The sequence below is a fragment of the Eggerthella sp. AM16-19 genome (genome assembly GCF_003474385.1).
GTDB lineage: Bacteria > Actinomycetota > Coriobacteriia > Coriobacteriales > Eggerthellaceae > Senegalimassilia.
The window spans coordinates 114,683-134,931 of the sequence record NZ_QUCY01000001.1 but is presented as its reverse complement, the minus strand read 5'-3'; the positions used below and the strand labels follow the sequence as shown (position 1 = coordinate 134,931).

Annotated in this window: 20 protein-coding genes; 1 reads left to right on the top strand and 19 read right to left on the bottom strand. The window is 61.4% G+C overall.

Features of this window, described 5'->3' with window-relative positions; translation table 11 throughout:
* Positions 1–13: 13 nt before the first annotated feature.
* The 9 genes from DW178_RS00675 to DW178_RS00635 all read right to left on the bottom strand — a co-directional run bounded on the left by DW178_RS00675 (position 14) and on the right by DW178_RS00635 (position 9,264).
* Entirely contained in the window at positions 14–1,237 is a 1,224-nt protein-coding gene (locus DW178_RS00675) for a MiaB/RimO family radical SAM methylthiotransferase (protein ID WP_114620784.1), read from the bottom strand.
* Entirely contained in the window at positions 1,234–2,031 is a 798-nt protein-coding gene (locus DW178_RS00670) for an RsmE family RNA methyltransferase (protein ID WP_118349226.1), read from the bottom strand. Before DW178_RS00670 ends, DW178_RS00675 begins: the two co-directional genes overlap by 4 nt.
* Positions 2,032–2,275: 244 nt before the next feature.
* Positions 2,276–3,397, bottom strand: coding sequence for a molecular chaperone DnaJ (gene dnaJ, locus DW178_RS00665; protein WP_042435134.1), 1,122 nt, complete (start codon positions 3,395–3,397; stop codon positions 2,276–2,278).
* A gap of 50 nt (positions 3,398–3,447) precedes the next feature.
* Positions 3,448–4,464, bottom strand: a complete 1,017-nt coding sequence (gene hrcA, locus DW178_RS00660) for a heat-inducible transcriptional repressor HrcA (protein ID WP_114620782.1) — start codon at positions 4,462–4,464, stop codon at positions 3,448–3,450.
* A gap of 116 nt (positions 4,465–4,580) precedes the next feature.
* Positions 4,581–5,687, bottom strand: a complete 1,107-nt coding sequence (hemW, locus tag DW178_RS00655; RefSeq protein WP_118349225.1) for a radical SAM family heme chaperone HemW — start codon at positions 5,685–5,687, stop codon at positions 4,581–4,583.
* On the bottom strand, positions 5,680–6,651 hold the full coding sequence (gene dusB / locus DW178_RS00650) for a tRNA dihydrouridine synthase DusB (protein ID WP_118349224.1): 972 nt from the start codon (positions 6,649–6,651) through the stop codon (positions 5,680–5,682). The genes hemW and dusB overlap by 8 nt, the downstream gene beginning before the upstream one ends.
* Positions 6,652–6,660: 9 nt before the next feature.
* Positions 6,661–6,855: a hypothetical protein gene (locus DW178_RS00645; protein WP_118349223.1), complete on the bottom strand. Its 195-nt coding sequence runs from the start codon at positions 6,853–6,855 to the stop codon at positions 6,661–6,663.
* A gap of 15 nt (positions 6,856–6,870) precedes the next feature.
* Positions 6,871–8,673 (bottom strand): translation elongation factor 4, encoded by a 1,803-nt coding sequence (lepA, locus tag DW178_RS00640; protein ID WP_042434125.1) that lies wholly within the window; start codon positions 8,671–8,673, stop codon positions 6,871–6,873.
* 162 nt (positions 8,674–8,835) lie between these two features.
* Entirely contained in the window at positions 8,836–9,264 is a 429-nt protein-coding gene (locus DW178_RS00635) for a hypothetical protein (protein WP_118349222.1), read from the bottom strand.
* A gap of 372 nt (positions 9,265–9,636) precedes the next feature.
* Here DW178_RS00635 and rpsT point away from each other — a divergent pair, with 372 nt between their 5' ends.
* Complete coding sequence (gene rpsT / locus DW178_RS00630; protein WP_118349221.1) at positions 9,637–10,143, top strand: 30S ribosomal protein S20; 507 nt, start codon at positions 9,637–9,639, stop codon at positions 10,141–10,143.
* Positions 10,144–10,360: 217 nt separating this feature from the next.
* On the opposite strand, the gene holA is transcribed toward rpsT, so the two are convergent.
* The 10 genes from holA to DW178_RS00580 form a co-directional block, all read right to left on the bottom strand.
* On the bottom strand, positions 10,361–11,338 hold the full coding sequence (holA, locus tag DW178_RS00625) for a DNA polymerase III subunit delta (protein ID WP_118349220.1): 978 nt from the start codon (positions 11,336–11,338) through the stop codon (positions 10,361–10,363).
* 9 nt (positions 11,339–11,347) lie between these two features.
* Positions 11,348–13,243, bottom strand: a complete 1,896-nt coding sequence (locus DW178_RS00620; protein ID WP_286168444.1) for a DNA internalization-related competence protein ComEC/Rec2 — start codon at positions 13,241–13,243, stop codon at positions 11,348–11,350.
* Between the two features lie 494 nt (positions 13,244–13,737).
* Positions 13,738–14,418, bottom strand: a complete 681-nt coding sequence (locus tag DW178_RS00615) for a ComEA family DNA-binding protein (protein ID WP_118349218.1) — start codon at positions 14,416–14,418, stop codon at positions 13,738–13,740.
* Positions 14,419–14,839: 421 nt separating this feature from the next.
* Complete coding sequence (gene thiI / locus DW178_RS00610) at positions 14,840–16,057, bottom strand: tRNA uracil 4-sulfurtransferase ThiI (RefSeq protein WP_118349217.1); 1,218 nt, start codon at positions 16,055–16,057, stop codon at positions 14,840–14,842.
* 173 nt (positions 16,058–16,230) lie between these two features.
* Entirely contained in the window at positions 16,231–16,491 is a 261-nt protein-coding gene (locus DW178_RS00605; protein ID WP_042434108.1) for a DNA-directed RNA polymerase subunit omega, read from the bottom strand.
* Between the two features lie 7 nt (positions 16,492–16,498).
* On the bottom strand, positions 16,499–17,071 hold the full coding sequence (gene gmk, locus DW178_RS00600; RefSeq protein WP_042434105.1) for a guanylate kinase: 573 nt from the start codon (positions 17,069–17,071) through the stop codon (positions 16,499–16,501).
* A 3-nt stretch (positions 17,072–17,074) separates the two neighbouring features.
* A complete protein-coding gene (mihF, locus tag DW178_RS00595; RefSeq protein WP_042434102.1) occupies positions 17,075–17,383 on the bottom strand; it encodes an integration host factor, actinobacterial type in 309 nt (102 codons plus the stop codon).
* Positions 17,384–17,598: 215 nt separating this feature from the next.
* Positions 17,599–18,327, bottom strand: a complete 729-nt coding sequence (pyrF, locus tag DW178_RS00590) for an orotidine-5'-phosphate decarboxylase (protein WP_118349216.1) — start codon at positions 18,325–18,327, stop codon at positions 17,599–17,601.
* Positions 18,321–19,271 (bottom strand): dihydroorotate dehydrogenase, encoded by a 951-nt coding sequence (locus tag DW178_RS00585; RefSeq protein ID WP_276668002.1) that lies wholly within the window; start codon positions 19,269–19,271, stop codon positions 18,321–18,323. Before DW178_RS00585 ends, pyrF begins: the two co-directional genes overlap by 7 nt.
* Positions 19,272–20,078, bottom strand: coding sequence for a dihydroorotate dehydrogenase electron transfer subunit (locus DW178_RS00580; RefSeq protein WP_118349215.1), 807 nt, complete (start codon positions 20,076–20,078; stop codon positions 19,272–19,274). It abuts the gene before it with no gap.
* Positions 20,079–20,249 lie beyond the last annotated feature (171 nt).

Sequence of the window (20,249 nt, the reverse complement as noted above, 5' to 3'; positions counted from 1 at the left end):
GGTAGCGCACAAGCTAGAGCGTGACGGAAACCAACTGCCCGATGCGCGCCCCTTGGGGAGTCGGCACCTCGTAATAGCTTTCCGTCATCGCCTGGCCGGCCTCCTCAACCAATGCAAGCTCCGTTGTCCCGGCGCGATCCGACAGCTGCTGGGCGCGAAGGGCGTCGGCGACCTCGCGCAACTGCTTCGCACGCGCCGAACGGACTTCGGGCTCTATCTGGTCGGCGCGTTCGGCGGCCGGCGTACCTTGACGCTTAGAGTACGGGAACACGTGAATCTTCGTGAACCTGCACCTTTGAGCAAGCTCCACGGTATCGTTGAACTCCTGGTCGGTCTCGCCAGGGAATCCGCAGATGATATCGGTGGAAAGCGAGAGCATGGGCATTGCGGCGTAAAGCCTTTCGACAAGGCCTTCGAAGTACTCGGCGTCGTAGGGACGATGCATTTCGCGCAGCACCTTCGAATTGCCCGACTGCAAAGGCAGGTGCAGATGACGGCAGATGCGGCCCTCCGAGCGCGCCATCAAGCCGATCAAATCATCGGAGACATCGCGAGGCTCGATACTGGAGATGCGGAACCGGCAAGGGGGCTGGCCGGCCTCATGGATATCGGCGGTTTCGGCAAGCAAGCAATCAAGCAACGCATCAAGGCGATCCCAGCCGTTTTCTGCCTGCTCACGCCAAGAACCTAGGTTGATACCGGTGAGCACGATCTCCCGAACGCCTTCGCGCGCAAGGGCGACGCACTCGGAAACGACCGCCTGAGCAGGGCGGCTGGAAGCCCTCCCGCGGGCAACGTGCACGATGCAATACGTGCATGCGTTGTTGCATCCGTCCTGCACCTTCACGCCGACGCGCGTTCTAAAGCCCTCGCCCACCGCAAGCGGCACGACCCCGTGGCCGATGGGGCCGACCAGGCGGTCGAGCACGTCATCGACCTGCGCCTTTCCAGCGATATGCACGCGCGCGGGGTCCATGGACGTGAACGCATCGGCATCGATGGCCGCGGCGCAACCAGTGACCACCACATCCGAGCTGGGATTGGCGCGCAAAACCTGTCTTACGGCTTTTCGCGTTTTCTTCTCCGCCTCCCCGGTGACGGTGCACGTGTTGACGACCACCACATCGGCGGAATCGGGACCTGTTTCCACACCGCCGCGCGCAAGCAGGCCGGAGGCGAACGAATCGGATTCCACGCGATTTACCTTGCACCCGAGATTGACGATCGCGAAGTTCATGCGCGTTCACCTGCTCCCATACCGCCCATTTCGTACAGCACCAAAGCGGGCGCCACGATACCGGCGGTTTCCGTGCGCAGGATCGAGGACCCGAGCGATACCATGTTCGCGTTAGCATTGCATCCCAAGATTGCGTCCACCTCTTCTTGGGCAAGCCCGCCTTCGGGGCCCACCACGACCGCGATTCGCGCAAAATGGCCTGCTGATGCACTGAGGACAGCCGGGCGGAGGGCGTCGCGCAGCAGTGCGGTGCCGGGCGCTTCCTCCCAGCACACGACGACGGCGTCGAAGGCCCCAAGCGCCTCTTTCAGCTGCGCAAGCTTCATAGGCTGATGCACGTGGGCAAGGTGGGTTTGCCCCGATTGCATGGCGGCGCTTTTCGCGATTGCTTGCCATCGCTCGGTTTTGGACGCGGCTTTCCTCGCATCGACCTTCATAATGCTTCTTGAGGCGGCGAAAGGAATGAACTCGGAAACGCCCAGCTCGGTAGCGTGGCGGATGACCGTTTCCATTTTGTCGCCCTTGGCAAGGCCCTGCACAAGGCAGACGTGTGCAGCAAGCGGTTGGGCATCAAGATGCCCCGAGATGGCGACGATGGGCGTGGCGCCATCGAAGGACCTGATCTCGCATTCGAAATAATCCTGCGCCGCATCCACCACGGCGATATGCTCTCCGGGGTCAAGGCGCAATACCTTGGCATGCTTCGCATCATCGCGCGAAAGCGCCAGCGGGAACTGTTCCTGGACCTCATCGGCCAAAACCTGTTCATCAAGGAAAAACTGAGGGAGCGACACGGGAATCCTTATCTGAGAGCAGAGGGCTTATGGAGCACTTACGGGCATTTCCGGTTCGGTTGCCTAACACCGCTCAAAAGAGGCAGCGCGACCGATCAGCACCCGAAAGCGCCGCCGATTGAGCGGCCGAACGGTTGAACGGGACGCGCACCGGAACGAAAACGCTTTGCGCAACCGTTCGAACGCGATTGCGCAAAGCGTCGAGCACAAGCTTACCCGCTCGAATGCCGAACGGGTAAGCGATCTAGTTGAACTTGTCGCGCAGCTTTTGCAGCGGCGTACGAGCTTCTGCCACATCCTCGCCCATTTCGTGGGCGAGCTGTTCGAGCAGCTCTCGCTGCTTCTTCGTGACCTTCTTCGGAACCGCCACGGTGACATGGACGTACATATCGCCACGTGCCTCGCTGCGGAAGCGCGGCATGCCGAAGCCCTTCACGCGCACGATCTGATCGTTTTGCAGGCCTTCGGGGATGCGGACCTTGACCTTCTCGTCTTCGAAGATGCCGTCGACCTCGATTTCGGAGCCGAGCGTTGCCTGAACGATGGACACGTTGGCACGGCAATGCAGGTCGTCGCCGTCGCGCTCGAAGAACTCATGCGGTTGGACGCGGCACGTGACGATAAGGTCGCCAGAAGCCGCTCCACGCAGACCCGCCTCGCCAAAACCGGTAAGGCGCAGCTGCTGGGAATCGCGGATGCCGACAGGTACCTCCACCGTGACGCGCTGGCGGTCGGGCACGCGGCCTTGGCCGTCGCATTCGGGGCACGGGTTGTCGATGGTTTGACCGGTGCCGTTGCACTTGCTGCAGGTGGTTGCCGTCTGCATATCGCCCAAGAAGGTATGCTGCACGGTGACCACACGACCCTTGCCGCCGCATTCGGGGCAGGTGACCTGCTTGCCGCCTTCGGCCATGCCCGTACCATCGCAATCGGCGCACGGGGCCAGGCGATCGTAGACGATCTCCTTCTTGGCGCCGGTAGCGACCTCTTCGAGGGTCAAACGCAGGCCGACGCCCATATCGCGTCCATCAGTGCGCTGCTGACGGGCACCGCCAGCGCCACCGCCGCCGAAGAAGCTGCTGAAGATATCGCCGAACCCGCCGCCGAACAGATCGTCGAAGTCGACATAGCCGCTGCCGCCACCAGCCGCGCCGGAAACGGTGCCGAACCGATCGTACTGCGCGCGCTTGTTCGCGTCGCTGAGCACGTCGTAAGCTTCGTTGAGCTCTTTGAACTGGTCCTCGGCATCGGGGGCCTTGTTCACGTCAGGGTGCAATTCACGCGCCTTGCGACGAAACGCCTTCTTGATATCCGCCTCCGTGGCATCACGGGAGACGCCGAGAACTTCGTACAAGTCCTTCGCCATGTTGGCCGTATCCACCTTTCCATTCCCCAGCGGGCTATCCTGCCGGGTTCCTACAAATCACCGAGCGCGGTGCCCGCGATGCGGACCGCGCGTAATACCTTCGAATAGTCCATGCGCGTAGGGCCGATGACCGCCACCACGCCGGCGGAATCGCCGCGGCCGTAGCGGCTGGCCACAACCGAAACGCCGGACAGCTGGGAGGCTTGATTCTCCGAGCCGATGCGCACCGTGGGCCTGCCATCGGTTTGACATGCTGTGTCGTCAAGGATGTGCAGCAACACCGTGTCGTCCTCGAGCACCTGCATGACGGGAAGCACCGCTTCCGATTGGCTGAACTCGGGCTGCGACAAAAGCGAGCTGAACCCAAGGCTGTGGGCACGAGACCCCTCGCCTTCCCGCAGGCATGAGAGCACCTCGTCGAGCGCCATGCGCACGAGCGGGTCGGCGAACGCCTCCGACATGCCCCTGCCCAATCCGTGCTCGATATCGTGCAGCGTGTTGCCGCCGAACACCTCGTTGAGCAGATGCTGCACGCGCGCCAGCTCGTCGCTGGACACCTCTTCGGCGAAATCCATATGGCGGTTAAACACCTGGCCGTCTTCGGTGACCACCACGACAAGCGCGTTGGTGGGCGTTAGGGAGATAAGCGAAAGCTGCTTGATGTGCAGATCGAGCACCGACGGAGCGAGCACGATGGACAGGCAGTCGGTAAGGCGCGTCAGGGCTTCGGAGGTCTGCTCGACCAGGTCATCAAGCTCCGAAGCGCTTTTCCTGAGCTTGTCGGCCGCTTCCTGGCAACGTTCGTCCTCTTGTTCGCCGCCTTCCTGGGAAAGCAGATCGTCGACGAAGGCGCGGTAGCCTTGATCGGTGGGGATCCTGCCTGCAGAGGTATGCGGCTGGGCGATATAGCCCCCGTCCTCGAGAACCGAAAGCTCGTTGCGCACGGTCGCAGGGCTTACGCCGAGCTGATAACGTTCGGTAAGCGTGCGCGAACCTACCGGCAGAGCGCGCGCGACGTATTCCTCGATGAGCGCTGCAAGCACTTTTTGACGCCTATCCGAAAGCACGTTTCCCCACCATCCTTTCACCCACTACGGTATAACCAATTCGTAACACTAAATATTAGCAGCGAGATGGTGGGAGTGCTAAATATTGCACCGAATCGTAAGAAACAGACACCCCCTTACGCTAGATCGAACAGAGCGCCGTACAGCTGATTACCGCACAACCACCCACGCTCGGTCGGCCTCCAACGCCCGTCAACGTGCTCGCACAGCCCCTGCTCGGCGAGCGCGTCGAGCGTCTCAGAGGTTTTCGGCAGCAGCTGTGCAGCCCGCTGCACCAGATCATCGGAGATGCCGCGCGACATGCGCATGCCCAGCATCATGTCCTCGGCAGCCATTTCCCCAGCGTCGAGGTCATCGGTGACCTGACCATCTTGGATGCGCATGCGCCGCTCGGCGTTCTGCGTCATGCTGGCCGCGCTGCGCCCCAGACCCAGATAAGGAACGCCGGTCCAGTAGGCGATGTTGTGACGACACTCGAACCCGGGCTTCGCATAGCTTGCCACTTCGTAGCGCTCGTATCCAGCCTGGGAGAGGATGCGCTCCGCCGCCTGCATATGCTCCGCCTCGACATCGTCGTCGGGCTCTGCAAGCTGGCCGGACAAGACCATGGCATCGAAGGGCGTATGCGGCTCGATGGTGAGTGGGTACACGCTGACGTGGGAAACCCCGCAATCGATGGCGGTCTTAACGCTATCCTCGAACGACTCAGTGCTTTGACCGGGAATGCCGCACATCAGGTCGACGCTGACGTTCTCGAACCGTTCCCGCGCACATGCGATGGCCCGCTTCGCTCCTTGCGCATCATGGGCGCGCCCCAAGATGCCGAGCACGTGGTCATCGAAGCTTTGCACGCCGATAGAGAGCCTGTTCACGCCAAGCGCCCAGATGTCGCGCACCATGGAAGAGGTCAGGCTTTCGGGATTCGCCTCCATGGTGCATTCCACATCGGGCTCCAAGCGCATGGAAAGCCCCAGGGTGTAAAGCAACATGGACAGCCGCGGCATGCCCACATGGGATGGGGTGCCGCCGCCGAGATACACCGTCGAGATGCCGCCGAGCTCCCCTTCTTTGGACTTGCGGCGGATCTGCAGACATAGATCTTCCACGTATTCGTCGATTTGCGGGCTTTCGGCGGGCACGGCGGCGGTGGCGAAGTCGCAATAGCTGCAACGCTTCACGCAAAACGGCAGATGCAGGTACAGCGCGCGATAGGGATCATGCATGGCTTCCCGCAATCTCAAGCAGCTCGTCGAACACGGCGTCGAAATCATCGACGCCCACGCAGGCGTTGATCTTCCCACGCGCCGCGGCGGCGCCGGGAAGGCCCGTCATATACCACATGGCGTGCTTGCGCATGCGCACGATATTGCGCCCTTCGCGCTGCGCGAGCAGCCGTGCATGGCGCCTTGCCATGGCGATACGCTGCTCTACGGTGGGCGCGCAAGGCTCCGGCGAGCCTGCAAGCGCCGCAGCGGCCTGGGAGAATATCCACGGATTGCCTTCAGCGGCACGCGCGATCATAACGGCATCGCAGCCGGTTTCGCGCGTGATGGCCACAGCATCGGCGCCGCATTTCACGTCGCCGTTGCCGACCACGGGCACGTCCACCGCCTGCTTGACGCGCGCAACGACGCCCCAATCAGCGCATCCGCGATACAGCTGCTCGGCGTATCGACCATGCACCGCAACTGCGGCGGCTCCGGCATCTTGCATGCGAACCGCGAATTCGGGCGCCGTTTCGCAGCCCATGGCCCAACCGCGGCGGAACTTCACGGTAACGGGATGCTCCACCGCGCGGCTTACCGCCGCCACGATGGAGGCTGCCAGGTCCGGATCGCGCATAAGCGCGCTGCCGTCGCCTTTCGTGACGATCTTGCGCGCAGGGCATCCCATGTTGATATCGATGTAGGCGAGGTTCTCGCCCATGACCTGCTCGATCCAAGCGGCCTGAGAAGCCATGGTGTCGGGCTCGTGGCCGAACAGCTGAACCGCGACCATGTCCTCGCCTTGCGCCAGGTCGAGCAGATGACGCGTTTTCTCGTTGGCGTAGGACAGGCCCTTGGCGGAAACCATCTCGGTGTATGTGAGATCGGCGCCTTGTTCGCGGCACAGTGTGCGGAACGCCATATCCGAAACGCCCGCCATGGGCGCAAGCAGCAGACGATGGCGACGGAAGAAATCGTGCATGCGAGCCCCCTACATCGCGGACAGGATGCTCACGCCGGAGACAAGCGTGAAACCGAGCAGCGCGATAAGGGCAATCACCACCACGATGCAGCCCAAACCAGCAGCCTTCGTACCGCCGCGCTGCGCCCGCTCAAGCTCTTCGCGAGCCTTCTTATCGTCGAACGCATCGTCCAACCAGTTGTATTCGTCGCGCTTTACGCCCATATTCCGCAACAGCCCCTAATCGTCGACCTTCAAAATAGCCATGAACGCCTCCTGCGGCACCTCAACGTTGCCGATGGCCTTCATGCGCTTCTTGCCCTGCTTCTGCTTCTCGAGCAGCTTGCGCTTGCGGCTGATATCGCCGCCATAGCACTTCGCAAGCACGTCCTTGCGCTTGGCCTTCACCGTCTCGCGCGCAAGCACGCGCCCGCCGATGGCGGCCTGGATGGGAACCTCGAACATCTGGCGGGGGATGATCTCCTTGAGCTTTTCGGTGAGCACGCGGCCGCGATCGTAGGCCTTATCGCGGTGTACGATGAAGCTGAGCGCGTCGATGGGCTTTCCGGAAAGCAGGATATCGAGCTTGACCAGGTTCGACGGCTTGTACCCGTCGAAATCGTAATCAAGGCTGGCGTAGCCTTTGGTGTTGGACTTGAGCTTGTCGAAGTAGTCCATGATGAGCTCGGACAGCGGGATCTCCCACAGCATCTCCACCGTATGCTGCGACAGGTAGTTCATGGTGACGAACGTGCCGCGACGAGCTACGGTAAGGTCCATGACCGCGCCGACGTAATCGGGCGGGATGAGGATCTTCGCCTTCAGGTAGGGCTCCTCGATGCGCTCGATCTCACCGGGGTCGGGCATCTCCTGCGGGGAGTGCAGGCTGATCATCTCGCCGCCCTGGCGGAACACGTGATACTCCACGGAAGGCGCGGTGGCAAGCAGGTCCAGGTTGAACTCGCGCTCCAGGCGCTCCTTGACCACTTCCATATGAAGCAGGCCCAGAAAGCCCACGCGGAAGCCGAAGCCGAGCGCATGGGATTTCTCCGGCTCCCAGATAAGCGCCGGATCGTTGAGCGAGAGCTTCTCAAGCGCCTCTTTGAGCGGCTCGTATTGATCGGAATCGATGGGGAACAAACCAGTATAGACCATGGGCTTGGCCTCGCGGTAACCCGGAAGGGGCTCGTCGACGCCGCCTTCGGCCAACGTGAGCGTATCGCCCACCTTCACCTGGGAAAGGTCCTTAAGGCCGGTGACCAGATACCCTACCTCGCCCACGCCAAGCTGGGGCAGCGGCTCCTCGGCAGGATGACGCGCGCCCACCTCTTCGGCCAAGATGATCTTGCCGCTGGCCATGAGCTTGAGTTTCTGGCCCTTGCGCATGGAGCCGTCCACCACACGCACGAGCGCCACAACGCCGCGATACGGATCGAAGTAGCTGTCGAAGATGAGCGCGCGCAAAGGCGCATCCGCGTCGCCCTGCGGCGCGGGGATGTTGTAGACCACGGCCTCAAGCAGGTCATGGACGCCCACGCCGGTTTTACCGCTTGCCAGCACCGCGTCGTCGGCCGGGATGGCAAGGCCGTCCTCGATCTCGGCCTTGACGCGTTCGGGCTCGGCGCTGGGAAGATCGATCTTGTTGATGAGCGGGATGATCTCAAGGTTGGCGTTCATGGCCATCATGGCGTTCGCCACCGTTTGCGCCTCGACGCCCTGGGTGGCATCGACCACGAGCACGGCGCCTTCGCATGCAGCCAAGCTGCGGCTGACCTCATAAGTGAAGTCGACATGACCAGGGGTGTCGATAAGGTTGAACTGGTACGTCTCGCCATCATCAGCGGTATAGTTGACGCGAACGGCCTGGCTTTTGATGGTGATGCCGCGTTCGCGCTCGATGTCCATGCTGTCAAGCAGCTGAGCCTGCATGTCACGATGCGCCACGGTGCCGGTCATCTCCAAAACGCGGTCGGAGAGCGTGGACTTGCCATGGTCGATATGGGCGATGATGCTGAAGTTTCGGATATGCGATGGGTCGGTCATGTGCCCTCTTGCTTTCTTAACGCCTTATTATTGCGACGGTTACATGCCGATGCCCCGCAGCAGGAGCTCCCACGCTGCGAACGATGCCTTTCAGCATGCGACCATGATGTTTGCATAGAAACGGATTCTACCAGCTGGCGGCCATTCCCCACCGCCATAGCACTACAATTCCACGTCAGCGGCCGCGGTGCTCTCTGATGACACCGTGACCAGCTGGGCCTTCACGGAGCCCTGCACCTGCGCGCAAAACGCCCAGGTGCCTTCGGAGAGCTGCACCTGAGCCGAGCCGTCTTCCGTTTTCACCGAGGAAACCTGCTCGGGAACGAACTTGGAGCCGTCTTCTGATACGAAGATGGGCTTGCAGACCAAAACCTGCTCGGCGGAGGTTTTCACCGAAACGGTTCCGTTTGACTGAACGGCAGACGCAGGAGCGGCGTCATCAAAGACCTGCTTGCCGCCCGAATGGCAGCTGGAGCAGTCCTGCCCCTGGGCGATGACCTCATGCTGACCCGAGCCGCAGCCGGCAAGCCCGAACGCCGCTGCGAGCGCAAAGGCCATACCCGCCGAAACGGCAACCTTTCGAACACCCATGTTGAACCCCCTTCAAGAGGAAATCCCGGATAAAGTTGTGCATTGTTCTGCACAACTGCAAATAAACAGGTGCAAAACCGTGCGATATCGGCTATTCTAACTCATTGCGTATCCGGCATATGCGCGCTCCTGCAATATTCGCAGGGCATCCGCAGACAAGGCTGCATGAAGGATCATCGTGGTGCCGGGTGGCCGATTGGCTAGCTGAATGGGAAATCCTGTCCATTCCCGCATATGAATGCTTTTGCGTTTTGCACTCGAAGCCATATGCCAATCCGTCACCTGTGCATCTCACCTACCCCTTCGCAGCTGCGCCGAATGCGCATAGCATGCCGAAACCGGCAAATCACGTTAGAGCGAAGGAGTTTCACAATGGCAAACATCAAGAGCCAGAAGAAGCGCAACATCACCAACGAGAAGTCCCGCCAGCGCAACCGCGCCATCAAATCCGAGCTGAAGACCGCCATCCGCGCTGCACGCGAGGCCGTTGCCGCCGGCGACGCAACCGCTGCTTACGCCAAGGGCCTGTACGCTTGCCGTCTGCTCGACAAGGCCGTCTCCAAGGGCGTTATCCACAAGAATCAGGCCGCAAACCGCAAGTCCGGCGTGATGGCGCTCGTCAACACCATCGTCACCGATGAGGTGCGCGCTGCTTACGTGAAGCCCGAGGCCAAGAAGCAGGAGGCTACCGGCTCCAAGAAGGCCGCTCGCAAGGCTGAGAAGGCTGCCGCTTACAAGGCTGCCGCCGAGGAGAAGGCCAAGCGCGTTGCCGAGCAGCAGAAGCTCGAGGCCGCTGCCGCCGAGCGCAAGGCAAAGGAGGCCGCTGAGGCCGCCGCTGCCGAGGCTGAGGCGGCCGACGGCGAAGAGGCTGCTGAATAGCATCTCACCTGCTAGTGAACCAAGAACGGCTCCGGATTCCCGGAGCCGTTCTTTTTTATATGAAACAGGCGCCGACCTACGTTGATGCCTTTTACACAAACGCGCATCCAACGCGATGATCGGGCGAGCTGGGGCCGAATCGGACGCGCACATCCCACCCGACCAACCAAGCACTCGAACACGAACCGATGTCGCAAAACGGGCTCGAATCGCACCGCTACCCCCGCTTCGCGGTGACGTTCACCACCCACTCGCGGAATGCCGCATCAGGGTCGGCGCCGCTTTTCATAGCTTGCTCGGTATCGCGAGCGGTGATAAGCGCTTGCCGCAACTCCTGCGGAGTGTACTTCCGCGCCCATGCCGCATGGTTTTTCACACGCCAGTCGGGCTGCTTGAGCGCGGCGGCTATCCCTCGCCCCTGCCCGCGGGCGGCAAGGCTTTGCGCGCACATGAGCTCGCGGATGCGCGTGACGCACATGGGGAGCAGCGCATGGGGCGATACCGACTTCATGCGCTGCAGGTCGAGCAGGCACTTCGCCGTGTCGCGTGCCGCGAACGCGTTTGTGAACTCCCAGGGCTTGACCTCAGCAGTACGGCTGACAAGCGATCGCACCTCTTGCTCCCCGACCGCCGCGGTGCCGGAATGAGCAAGGGCAACCTTCTTGATTTCGGCATCAAGATGAACGGTATCCTCGCCCACCAGGTTCACAAGAGCGATGGCGGCACCTTCCGAAAACGTGACCCCGTGGCCAACCGCCATGGAGCGCACCAGTTTAGGCAGGTCGCGAGCCTTCGGCGGGGCGCAGTCGATCACCGCTGTTTTTCCGTGCTTGGCGACCGCTTTGTACAGGCGGGTGTTCTTCGCAAGCTTCTCGGCGACGAGGGTGAGCACGGTGGTCTCGCAAGGCGCATCCAAATAGCTGACGATAGGTTCCGAATCAGCCTTCTTCAGCTTATCGGCATCGCGGACCTCCACCAAGCGGACGGGCGATGCAAACGGAATGGTATTGCATGCGTTGACCACATCGTCGCCAGTGAATTCAGCCCCTTCGAACACATCGGAGTTGAACGATAAATCGCCCATGCTTGACAGACGCGTGCGAAGCCGCTTCATAACGGCATCGCGCTTCAAAGCATCCTCACCGGTGATGAGGTACACGGGAAGCAGGGATTTGTTGTTCTTCGAATCAGTCATAGCCTTATTCTACCGCAGCGTTTCCACGCTGATATGGTCCTTAGCGAATCTGCATGCCACATCCCCGTGCTCGTCGGTGCGCATTACCGCACTTCCCGCACGTTCAAGGGACTCTACCGTTGATGCGGCAGGATGCCCGTAGCGGTTCCTTGCCCCCACCGAGCAGAGGGAAACCTGCGGCGACAGCGCAGCTGCCTGATCTTGCGTCAGCGCGTTTTTCGATCCATGATGGCCTACCTTGTACACGTCGACCCCGTCGATCAACCCGGCGGACAGCATCTGCGAGACCTCCTCATGCTCGGCATCCCCCACCAGCAAGCTGCGCCATTCACGATTGCCGTCTCCATCGATATCGGCATCCACGGTAAAGCAGAGGCTGTCCCCATTGCCGCCTTCGTCTTGAAACGCAACCGGCCACACGCAGGTGAATTCAAAGGCACCGAGCCGAAACTTGTCCCCTTGAGACAAACCCTCGACCCGCTCCTTTCCCACCAGCGTTTCCGCATGCTGCCGAAGCTTAGCGCATGATGCGCACGAGCATGCAAGGCCATCGCGAGCAAGGAGAACGCGATCGACCTGTACCACGCCATCAAGCGACGCCAGCGATCCCATGTGATCATCGTCGGGGTGCGTGACGATAAGGGCATCAAGACGGGCGATATGATGCCGCGCCAACGCTTGACGGAGCAAGGCGTCTTGATTGCCTGTGTCCACTAGCACCGAATGCTTGCCGCTACGGATAAGAATGGCATCGCCTTGCCCGACATCAAGCGCGACGATCTCGCATCCTCCGTACGAACTCGACGCTTTCAACAGGGCGAACATAATCGCGCAGGCGATGCCGGTTACCGACAGCAACCGATACGCCGAACGAGAATCCGGCTTTGGCCACCACAGCCATAGCACGCAGGCCAACACGAAACCTGCTAGCAACGCAGCGAAAGCCGGGGCAACGATCGGGATGCTCGCGTAGGGAATCGATGCGCATGCCTGGACCACCTTCAATAGCAACGACGCGCTTCCGCATGCAATGGAAGCGACGACGCCAGGCACCGGAACCATCGCACATACGACCGCTCCTATGATGCCGGCTGCGCATACCGGGCCGAACAGCGGCGCGATGGCGATGTTGGCAACCGGAGCCGCTAAAGGAAGCTGGCTGAACAAGGCCGCCGAAAACGGCGTCGCAAGCACCGACGAGGCGAACGTCAACGCCAACGCCTCGCGGACAAAAGCTGGCAACCATCCCAAGCAAGCCTTCAACCACGAGTTAGCCAAACCGCCGAACACGACGATCCCAAGCGTGGCTAAAACCGACAGCGCAAACGAGGACGATAACGCCGCCTGGGCATCAAGGGCGATCATAACGGCGATGCAGCACCCAAGCGCGGATAACGAGGAGGCCCGGCGTCGAGCCGTCCACGACGTCATTCCGGCTAATGTCATAAGCGTAGCTCGAATGGCGGAAGCCGGCATAGCGGTAAGCGCCAGGTATGCCGCGAGCAACATGATTTGAGCAGCTACCGAAATCGGCTTGGGAACGCGCAACGCGCCAAGTATCGAGGCCATGAGCGCTGCTACGATGGAGAGATGCGCACCGGAGACCGCAACCACATGCGCAAGCCCGCTGACCTGGAATTGCCGGTATACCGACTCTGACAAACCAGCCCTCCATCCGCAGGAGATAGCGGCTGCAAGGCCCATATCGCCACGTAGCGGCTCCGTAAGCGCCCGCACGGCGCGCTCCCGAAACGATAGGAGTGCAGCACCCGGACCCCGAAGTTCAACACGTTCGCAGGTTCTCAATTTGACGTTTGCGACGATGCCGCGTTGCCAACCCCACGGTGCGCGATCTTCCGAAAGTTCCGATATCGTGCCGTAGCCGGTAAACCGCTGGCCATACATAGGCAGAGCGCAGTCGTAGGGAAAGGAGATTTTCGCCGTGAACGATCGGTCAGACCCCTCCGCCTGCACTCGAGCTGTACAGGAAACGCCGAATTCGCCTTGCATACCATCCGACAACGCGGTGATACGCAGCAGGCCCTGCGACCCGATAGCCACCTGTTGAGTTTGATGAAGTAGCGCTCCTTGCGCGAAGCCTAAAACACCGCCGCACAACAAGCCCACCACAAGCGCCAACGCAAGAAGGTGCGTTCGGCGGCGCCAAAGCAGGCAGAGGCAGCATATGCACACGACAAGCTCACCCGCACATAACGCAGCACACACGACAACCGAAAGCGAACGCGCAAACAGCAAAGCGGCAACGCAGCCCGCCCAAACGCCTAACGCAAATGCCAGCACAGGAGGAATCGCAGGGCGCGAGGGGAACGAGACCTCGTCCTCAACGGCCCGGCCGTCGGGAACGAATGAATCCCGAAGCAACTCGCTTTGCGCGGCGCTTACCCGACGCAAATCGAATCCGCCAACGATGCGAACTTCTTGTCTCCGATCCCGGATACCCGCTTAAGGTCCTCAACGGTTTTAAACGGGCCGTTGGCTTGCCGATCCGCAATGATGCGCTGCGCTAATGCTGGGCCCACTCCGTTGAGCTGCTGCAGCTGATCGACCGTTGCCGTGTTGATGTCGACCTTCCCATGTGCGACAGCACCACCCGATGACACCGCAGACGCACCGGAATCCGCCGGAACAGGCGTCCCGGAGTCAGTAGCTTGTTGCATACTGGGAACGATGATCTGTTCCCCATCCTGTACCTGACGGGCAAGGTTGAGCGCATCGATGGCAGCGTCCTCGGCAAAACCGCCTGCCGCATCGATGGCCTGCTGCACCCGCGCATCGCCGGCAAGCTCATAAAGCCCGGGATCAGCAACCGACCCTCCAACATGCACAAGCAGAGAAGCGTTCTTGCTTTGCACAGGATCCGCCTGCCCCGATTCGCCATCCGAAGCGTCGGCCTTCTCCACGGTGAAGGCGGAATCCGGCGCGACAACCGAAGCCAGGCCCACACCGCCTGCAACCAAAACGCAAATCGCAACAGCCGTGATGCCGATCACAACGGGAAGGCGTGCCCCGCCCATATGCAGCTTGGCGCGAACCGAATCGGCGTACCGGACGAAATCCATAAGAGCCCCTTTCCTTGATTTCGGAAAGCATAGCTCCGTCATCTTGCAGAACCCTTGTCGAAAAGGACGGTACTAGTCGCATAAACCTTGCAGGATGAGTAGAAAGCAATCTGGAACGCGCGTCTTCCAAACACCACGAAATGTCGTTGAAAGCTCGAGAGCATCTCGAAGCGTCGTCAAGAAACCTTTCCTTGCGTCAAAAGCCAACGGCAAACGAGTTCGAATGACTTATCGACTCTTGCAAATCGGCTCCACTCGACACGCACCTTTCATCGCATTCGATGACTGCACAACATGCGGAGCCTTGCTTGCGTATGGCCGAACACGCAAGAAGGCCGCGCAAAAGCGCGGCCTTCTCATTCGAATCTCATGTTGCGCCCGAGATGAGGGCTCCAACCCAGCGCGATATTCGCCGGAAACGCTATTCCTTGCGCGGCTTTTTCTTCTTATAGCCCGGGCACTTGTAGTCGTGCGGCTCCGCGGCGTCGGCGAGCTCGGACACCCATTGATCGACGGGAAGCGCCGATTCGGCCTCGAGCACATCCTCGAGCTGCGCATGCGTCTCAGGATTGCGCGGCATGAACAACGTGCAGCAATCGGGGGCATCCTGAGACGAGATCTCGAAGGTGCCGACCTGCTGGGCCATATCGATGATCTCAAGCTTGTCGGTGCCGATGAGGGGACGGAACACTGGCATATCCACGGCCGCATCGGTGCAGCGGATGTTATCCAGGGTTTGCGAGGCCACCTGGCCGAGCGATTCACCGGTTACCAGGGCCTTCGCCCCTTCCCGACGGGCAATCTCCTGCGCAACCTCGAACATAAGGCGGCGATACATGATGACGCGCAGCTGAGGGGGCACCGTCAGCGAGATCTCGCGCTGGTAATCGCCGAACGGTACGACATACACGCGGCCGATGCACCCGGTCCTCTCAAGCACATGCGCGATGTCGTCGACCAGATACTCGCTGGTGTCGCTGGTTTGCGGGCGGCCGGAGAAATGCACGCCAATGCAAACGGCGCCGCGGCGCGCCATGCGCCATGTGGCAACCGGCGAGTCGATGCCGCTGGACAGAAGGCAGGCCACCTTGCCCGAGCTTCCAACCGGAAGGCCGCCGACGCCGCGCACGCTGCGCGCGTACACGTAAGCGGCATTCTGCACCACTTCGACGCCTACCACCACATCGGGATTCTTCATCTGAACCTGTTTTTCGGGATGTGCCTCGCACAGCGCGGCGCCGATGATGCGGTTCATATCCATGGAACCGACCTCGAAATCGGTATGGTTGCGACGAGCCTGCACCTTGAAGCTGGTGAAGTCGTCGACATCGGCCATGGCCGCCAGCGCAGCTTGCTCCATTTGCGCCAGATCGCGTTCGCACTTGTAGCCGGAGGATACGCGGGCAACGCCGGGCACCTTGCGGATGAAGTCGGCGCAGTGCTTCTCGGTCTCCCAATCGGTGCCCTCGCGCAAAAACACGCACAGGCGACCGGAGATTCGATGGATGGTGACCACGTCGAAATCGGAAAGCAACGCCTCAAGGTTTTTGAGCAGGCGCATCTCGAACGTGGAGCGATTGTGCCCCTTCAGCCCGATTTCGTGGTAATGGACCAGGCAAATGCGCTGGAATTCGGTCATAGAACAGCCCTTCGAACAATTCGTTAAGCGGGTAAACGGAACAAACCCCCTGTCGTCCTGCAAGCCCTAACCTCATTTACAACGCAAGCAACGCAGCAAATGCTCAGCATAGGCAGGCGCAGGACGCCAGAGGGTTCACACGTCAAACGGAAACTGCTTGGCGTAGATAAGGTTTAGTGGTTTTCGGCGTCGATAGTTTCCGGATCGTAGGAAACGTCGCCGCGGGCGATTTCGGAGAAGGCCATGGAAAGCGGCTTCTTGTCTGCGGCTTTGGCGATTTCGACAGCGGTTTGCAACTGGATGGCGCGATCGCGCTGGCCGCGCATCATATCGTTGATGTCATGGGCGCGCTTGGATGCCAGGGCGCACAGCAGGAAACGGTCGTTATCGGTTGCGTCCAGAAGGTCGGTGATCCTGGGTTCGATGATGCTCATAGGGTAGTTAACCTCGCGTTTTCTCGGCTTGTTCGTTCACGTATGAGACGAGCTGCGAAACAGCTTCGTCAAGATTATCGTTCACAAGCTGTATATCATACTCCATTTTACGGGAAAGCTCCACCCTAGCAGCCGCAAGACGCTGCTGGATGACTTCCTCGGTTTCGGTATCGCGACCACGAAGGCGCTGCTCGAGCACCTCCATGGAAGGCGGCTCGATGAAGATCAGGTGCGCCTCGGGCACCTTCTCCCTGATCTGGAACGCCCCCTGCACATCGATCTCAAGGATGACCTGCTGGCCGGCCGCCATGTGCTCCTGGACGCTTGCCTTGGGCGTGCCGTAATGGTTGGATCCGTACACCGCCCATTCGAGCAGGCCATCGGAATCGATGAGCTGCTGGAACTGCTCCTTGGTTTTGAACTGATAATGAACGCCGTCGACCTCGCCTGCACGGGGGCTGCGCGTGGTTGCCGAAACCGAGACCCACGCATCGGGAACCGCCTGCACAAGTCGGGCCACCAGCGTGCCTTTGCCAGCACCTGATGGCCCGGAGATGACGAACAGATTGCCGCGACGCACTGCCTAGCCCAGACGCTCGAGGAGCGCGACCTGCTGACGCTCGCCAAGACCGCGCAGGCGGCGGCTTTCAGCGATCTGCAGCTCCTTCATGACCTTCTCGGCCTTTGCCTTGCCGTAGCCGGGAAGGGTTTCGATGAGCGTGGAGACCTTCATGCGGCCGATGACCGGGTCGTCTTTCATGTCGACCACCTGTGCAAGCGTGAGCTTGCCGGCCTTGAGATCATCGCGGACCTGCGCGCGCTTGATGCGAGCAGCCTTTGCCTTTTCAAGGGCCGCCTGACGATCTTCAGGGCTGAGTTGGGGAATAGCCATCAGTAATCTCCTTCGTGTAAATCAAGCGTTGTCGTGATACTAGCACGTCAACTGACATCGACAACAACCAGTTACCCAAATCACAAAAAAGTTTTCGCAGAAAAATGGCTCTGCACCTGGGATTCTTCCGAATCCAACGCAAAGACGCCCTTATTCAGCGACAACACATTATGCACGAACGATGCCAGCTATGCCACGAACGCGCGAAATTCCCACTAGTCCAGCTCGGCCACGATGGCGTCGAAGGCGGCAGCCGGATCGACGGCCTGCGTGATGGGGCGGCCGATGACGATGTGCGATGCGCCGTTTTCGAAGGCCTGCTTGGGCGTGGCGACACGGGACTGATCGCCCAGGGCGCTGCCGGCGGGACGCACGCCCGGCGTGACGATATAGCCCTCTGGGCCGAGCACCTCGCGAAGCATGGCGGCCTCCTGCGGGGATGCCACAACGCCGGAGATGCCGGAGCGCTTGGCCTGCTCGGCGAGCACGTTGACCTGCTCGGACATGGGACGGGTGACGCCGGTGTCGGCCAGGGCCGCCTGGCTCATGGAGGTGAGCACGGTGATGCCCAAGGTGATGGGCACGTCGAAGCCGTATTCGGCCGCGGCGCGCTCGGCGCCCTTTTGCGCCGCGCTCATCATGGCAACGCCGCCGATGGTGTGCATCGTCATCATATCCGCGCCGCTAGCGGCAGCCGAATACGCCGCGCCCTCGACCTGGTGCGGGATATCGTGGAACTTAAGGTCCAAAAACACCTTGAAGCCGCGCTCCTTCAGCGCATACACCACCGCAGGGCCGTTGGCGTAGAACAGCGTCATGCCGATCTTCATCCACGTGGCCTTGCCCTGCAGCTTGTCGGCCAGCTCGAAGGCCTCCTCGATGTCGCAGTCCAGGGCGACGATGACGCGGTCGCGCTCGGGGATATCGGAAAACGTGGTTAGCATTGCAACGCTCCAATCAGTTCGTTGACGTCTTTGACGCCATGACGCTCGCAATACTCGGCGATGCCGTCGATGACGTCGATGGTTGCCTGGGGGTTGACGAAGTTCGCGGTGCCCACCGCCACTGCCGTGGCGCCGGCGAGCATGAACTCCACGGCATCGGTGCCGTTGGAGATGCCGCCCATACCCAAAAGCGGCACCTTCACTGCATTGTGGCACTGCCACACGCAGCGCAGGGCCACGGGCTTGATGGCGGGACCGGAGAAGCCGGCGAAGGGACGCGACGTGAGCGTGCAGCGGCGATCGGCGTCGATGGCCATGCCCATGAGCGTGTTGATGAGCGAGATGGCGTCCGCACCGGCGGACTCGGCGGCGCGGGCGATCTCGGCGATATCGGTGACGTTGGGCGTGAGCTTGACGATGAGCGGGCGGGCAGTGGCCTCGCGGCACATGCCCACCACCTTCTCGACGGACTCCACGTGCGTGCCGATGGTCATGCCGCCGGCATCGACGTTCGGGCACGAGATGTTGACCTCGTACGCGTCGACGGGTGCGTCTTCAAGCGCCTCGATGACCTGCACGTACTCGTCGAAGCTATGACCGGAAACGTTGACGATGGCAGTTGCGCCGACCTCGGCAAGCCACGGCAGCTCGCAGGCCTTCAGATGCTCGACGCCGGGGTTTTGCAGGCCGATGGAGTTGAGCATACCCGAAGGAACCTCTGCGATGCGCGGGGAGGCATTGCCCTCCCAGCCATTGAGCGAGACGCCCTTGGTGGTGACGGCGCCCAGGGCTGACACATCTACGAAGTCGGAGTACTCGCGGCCCGCGGCGAAAGTGCCGGATGCCGTGGTCACAGGGTTTTTCATGGAAAGCCCGCCAAGGTTGACGGCCATGTTGACGTTGGTGGGAGCCGCGGTTGCGGGAAGCATGGGGGTTGCAGTCATTTACCACACCACCTTTTCAGCATCGAACACCGGGCCGTCGACGCACGAGCGCTTCTTGCCGTCGACCGTATCGACCACGCACGACAGGCACGCGCCCACGCCGCAGGCCATGCGCTTTTCCAGGGAGATCTGGCACGGCACGCCGGCATCGGCCGCCTGACCTGCCACGATCTTCATAAGGGGCTCGGGGCCGCAGCATGCCACGTACTGATACGGCTTGCCATCGACGCCGGCGGCAAGGGCATCTTCAACCAAAGAGGTGCAGAAGCCTTCGCGACCGAGCGTGCCATCGTCGGTCGCCACGCGGACGTCGCGCGACAGGAGCTGCTCGTAGCGCTTCAGGTACACGAGCGCATCAGCGGTCTGCGCGCCGAGCACCATGTCCACGTGCACGCCCGAACCGACGAGCTCTTGGCACAGCATGAACAGCGGGGCCGCACCCACGCCGCCGCCCACGAGCAGCGCGCGCTGCGTGCCGGCGGGCGCCTGCCAACGACGGCCAACAGGCCCGATAAGCTCGGCGGACTCGATTTCGTTGGCCACATCGGGGGCAAGTGCGGCAAGATGGTTCGTGCCGAAGCCCACCGTTTGATACAGGACATCGAGCGTGCCGCCGGCCGCATCGGCCGCATACACCGAGAACGGGCGACGCAGCACGTGGCCCTCCATTCCGGGGATCTTCATATGCACGAACTGACCGGGTTCGATCGCGGCCGCGATGGCCGGCGAGGAAAGCGTCATGAGATACAGATTCGGGCCGACGCATTCGTTCTCGAGAATGCGGACCCGCTCGTTCACAAGCGCCACAGGGCTCCTTCCGTCACGGTGGCCGCGATGCGGCCCTTGCTACGTTGGGAGCGATTGTACCATTGCAGCAGCTGGCAGGGGCACATGCCGACAAGTCAAACGCAAACGCACCACGAGCGGGCCCGAAGCGCCCGACCGCGAAAGCAAGAGGCTGCAGACTCGAAACGACGG

Excerpts from the sequence above, each read along its gene's own strand:
- DW178_RS00635 (WP_118349222.1), bottom strand. The coding sequence starts at position 9,264 with ATGGGTGTTCGAAAGGTTGCCGTTTCGGCGGGTATGGCCTTTGCGCTC.
- DW178_RS00585 (WP_276668002.1), bottom strand. The coding sequence starts at position 19,271 with ATGACTGCAACCCCCATGCTTCCCGCAACCGCGGCTCCCACCAACGTC.
- lepA (WP_042434125.1), bottom strand. The coding sequence starts at position 8,673 with ATGACCGACCCATCGCATATCCGAAACTTCAGCATCATCGCCCATATC.
- DW178_RS00675 (WP_114620784.1), bottom strand. The coding sequence starts at position 1,237 with ATGAACTTCGCGATCGTCAATCTCGGGTGCAAGGTAAATCGCGTGGAA.
- dusB (WP_118349224.1), bottom strand. The coding sequence starts at position 6,651 with ATGCACGATTTCTTCCGTCGCCATCGTCTGCTGCTTGCGCCCATGGCG.
- thiI (WP_118349217.1), bottom strand. The coding sequence starts at position 16,057 with ATGACCGAATTCCAGCGCATTTGCCTGGTCCATTACCACGAAATCGGG.
- DW178_RS00605 (WP_042434108.1), bottom strand. The coding sequence starts at position 16,491 with ATGAGCATCATCGAACCCAGGATCACCGACCTTCTGGACGCAACCGAT.
- DW178_RS00620 (WP_286168444.1), bottom strand. The coding sequence starts at position 13,243 with ATGTATGGCCAGCGGTTTACCGGCTACGGCACGATATCGGAACTTTCG.
- holA (WP_118349220.1), bottom strand. The coding sequence starts at position 11,338 with ATGACTGATTCGAAGAACAACAAATCCCTGCTTCCCGTGTACCTCATC.
- mihF (WP_042434102.1), bottom strand. The coding sequence starts at position 17,383 with ATGGCTATTCCCCAACTCAGCCCTGAAGATCGTCAGGCGGCCCTTGAA.
- dnaJ (WP_042435134.1), bottom strand. The coding sequence starts at position 3,397 with ATGGCGAAGGACTTGTACGAAGTTCTCGGCGTCTCCCGTGATGCCACG.
- DW178_RS00615 (WP_118349218.1), bottom strand. The coding sequence starts at position 14,418 with ATGGATTTCGTCCGGTACGCCGATTCGGTTCGCGCCAAGCTGCATATG.
- DW178_RS00645 (WP_118349223.1), bottom strand. The coding sequence starts at position 6,855 with ATGGGCGTAAAGCGCGACGAATACAACTGGTTGGACGATGCGTTCGAC.
- pyrF (WP_118349216.1), bottom strand. The coding sequence starts at position 18,327 with ATGCTAACCACGTTTTCCGATATCCCCGAGCGCGACCGCGTCATCGTC.
- hemW (WP_118349225.1), bottom strand. The coding sequence starts at position 5,687 with ATGCATGATCCCTATCGCGCGCTGTACCTGCATCTGCCGTTTTGCGTG.
- rpsT (WP_118349221.1), top strand. The coding sequence starts at position 9,637 with ATGGCAAACATCAAGAGCCAGAAGAAGCGCAACATCACCAACGAGAAG.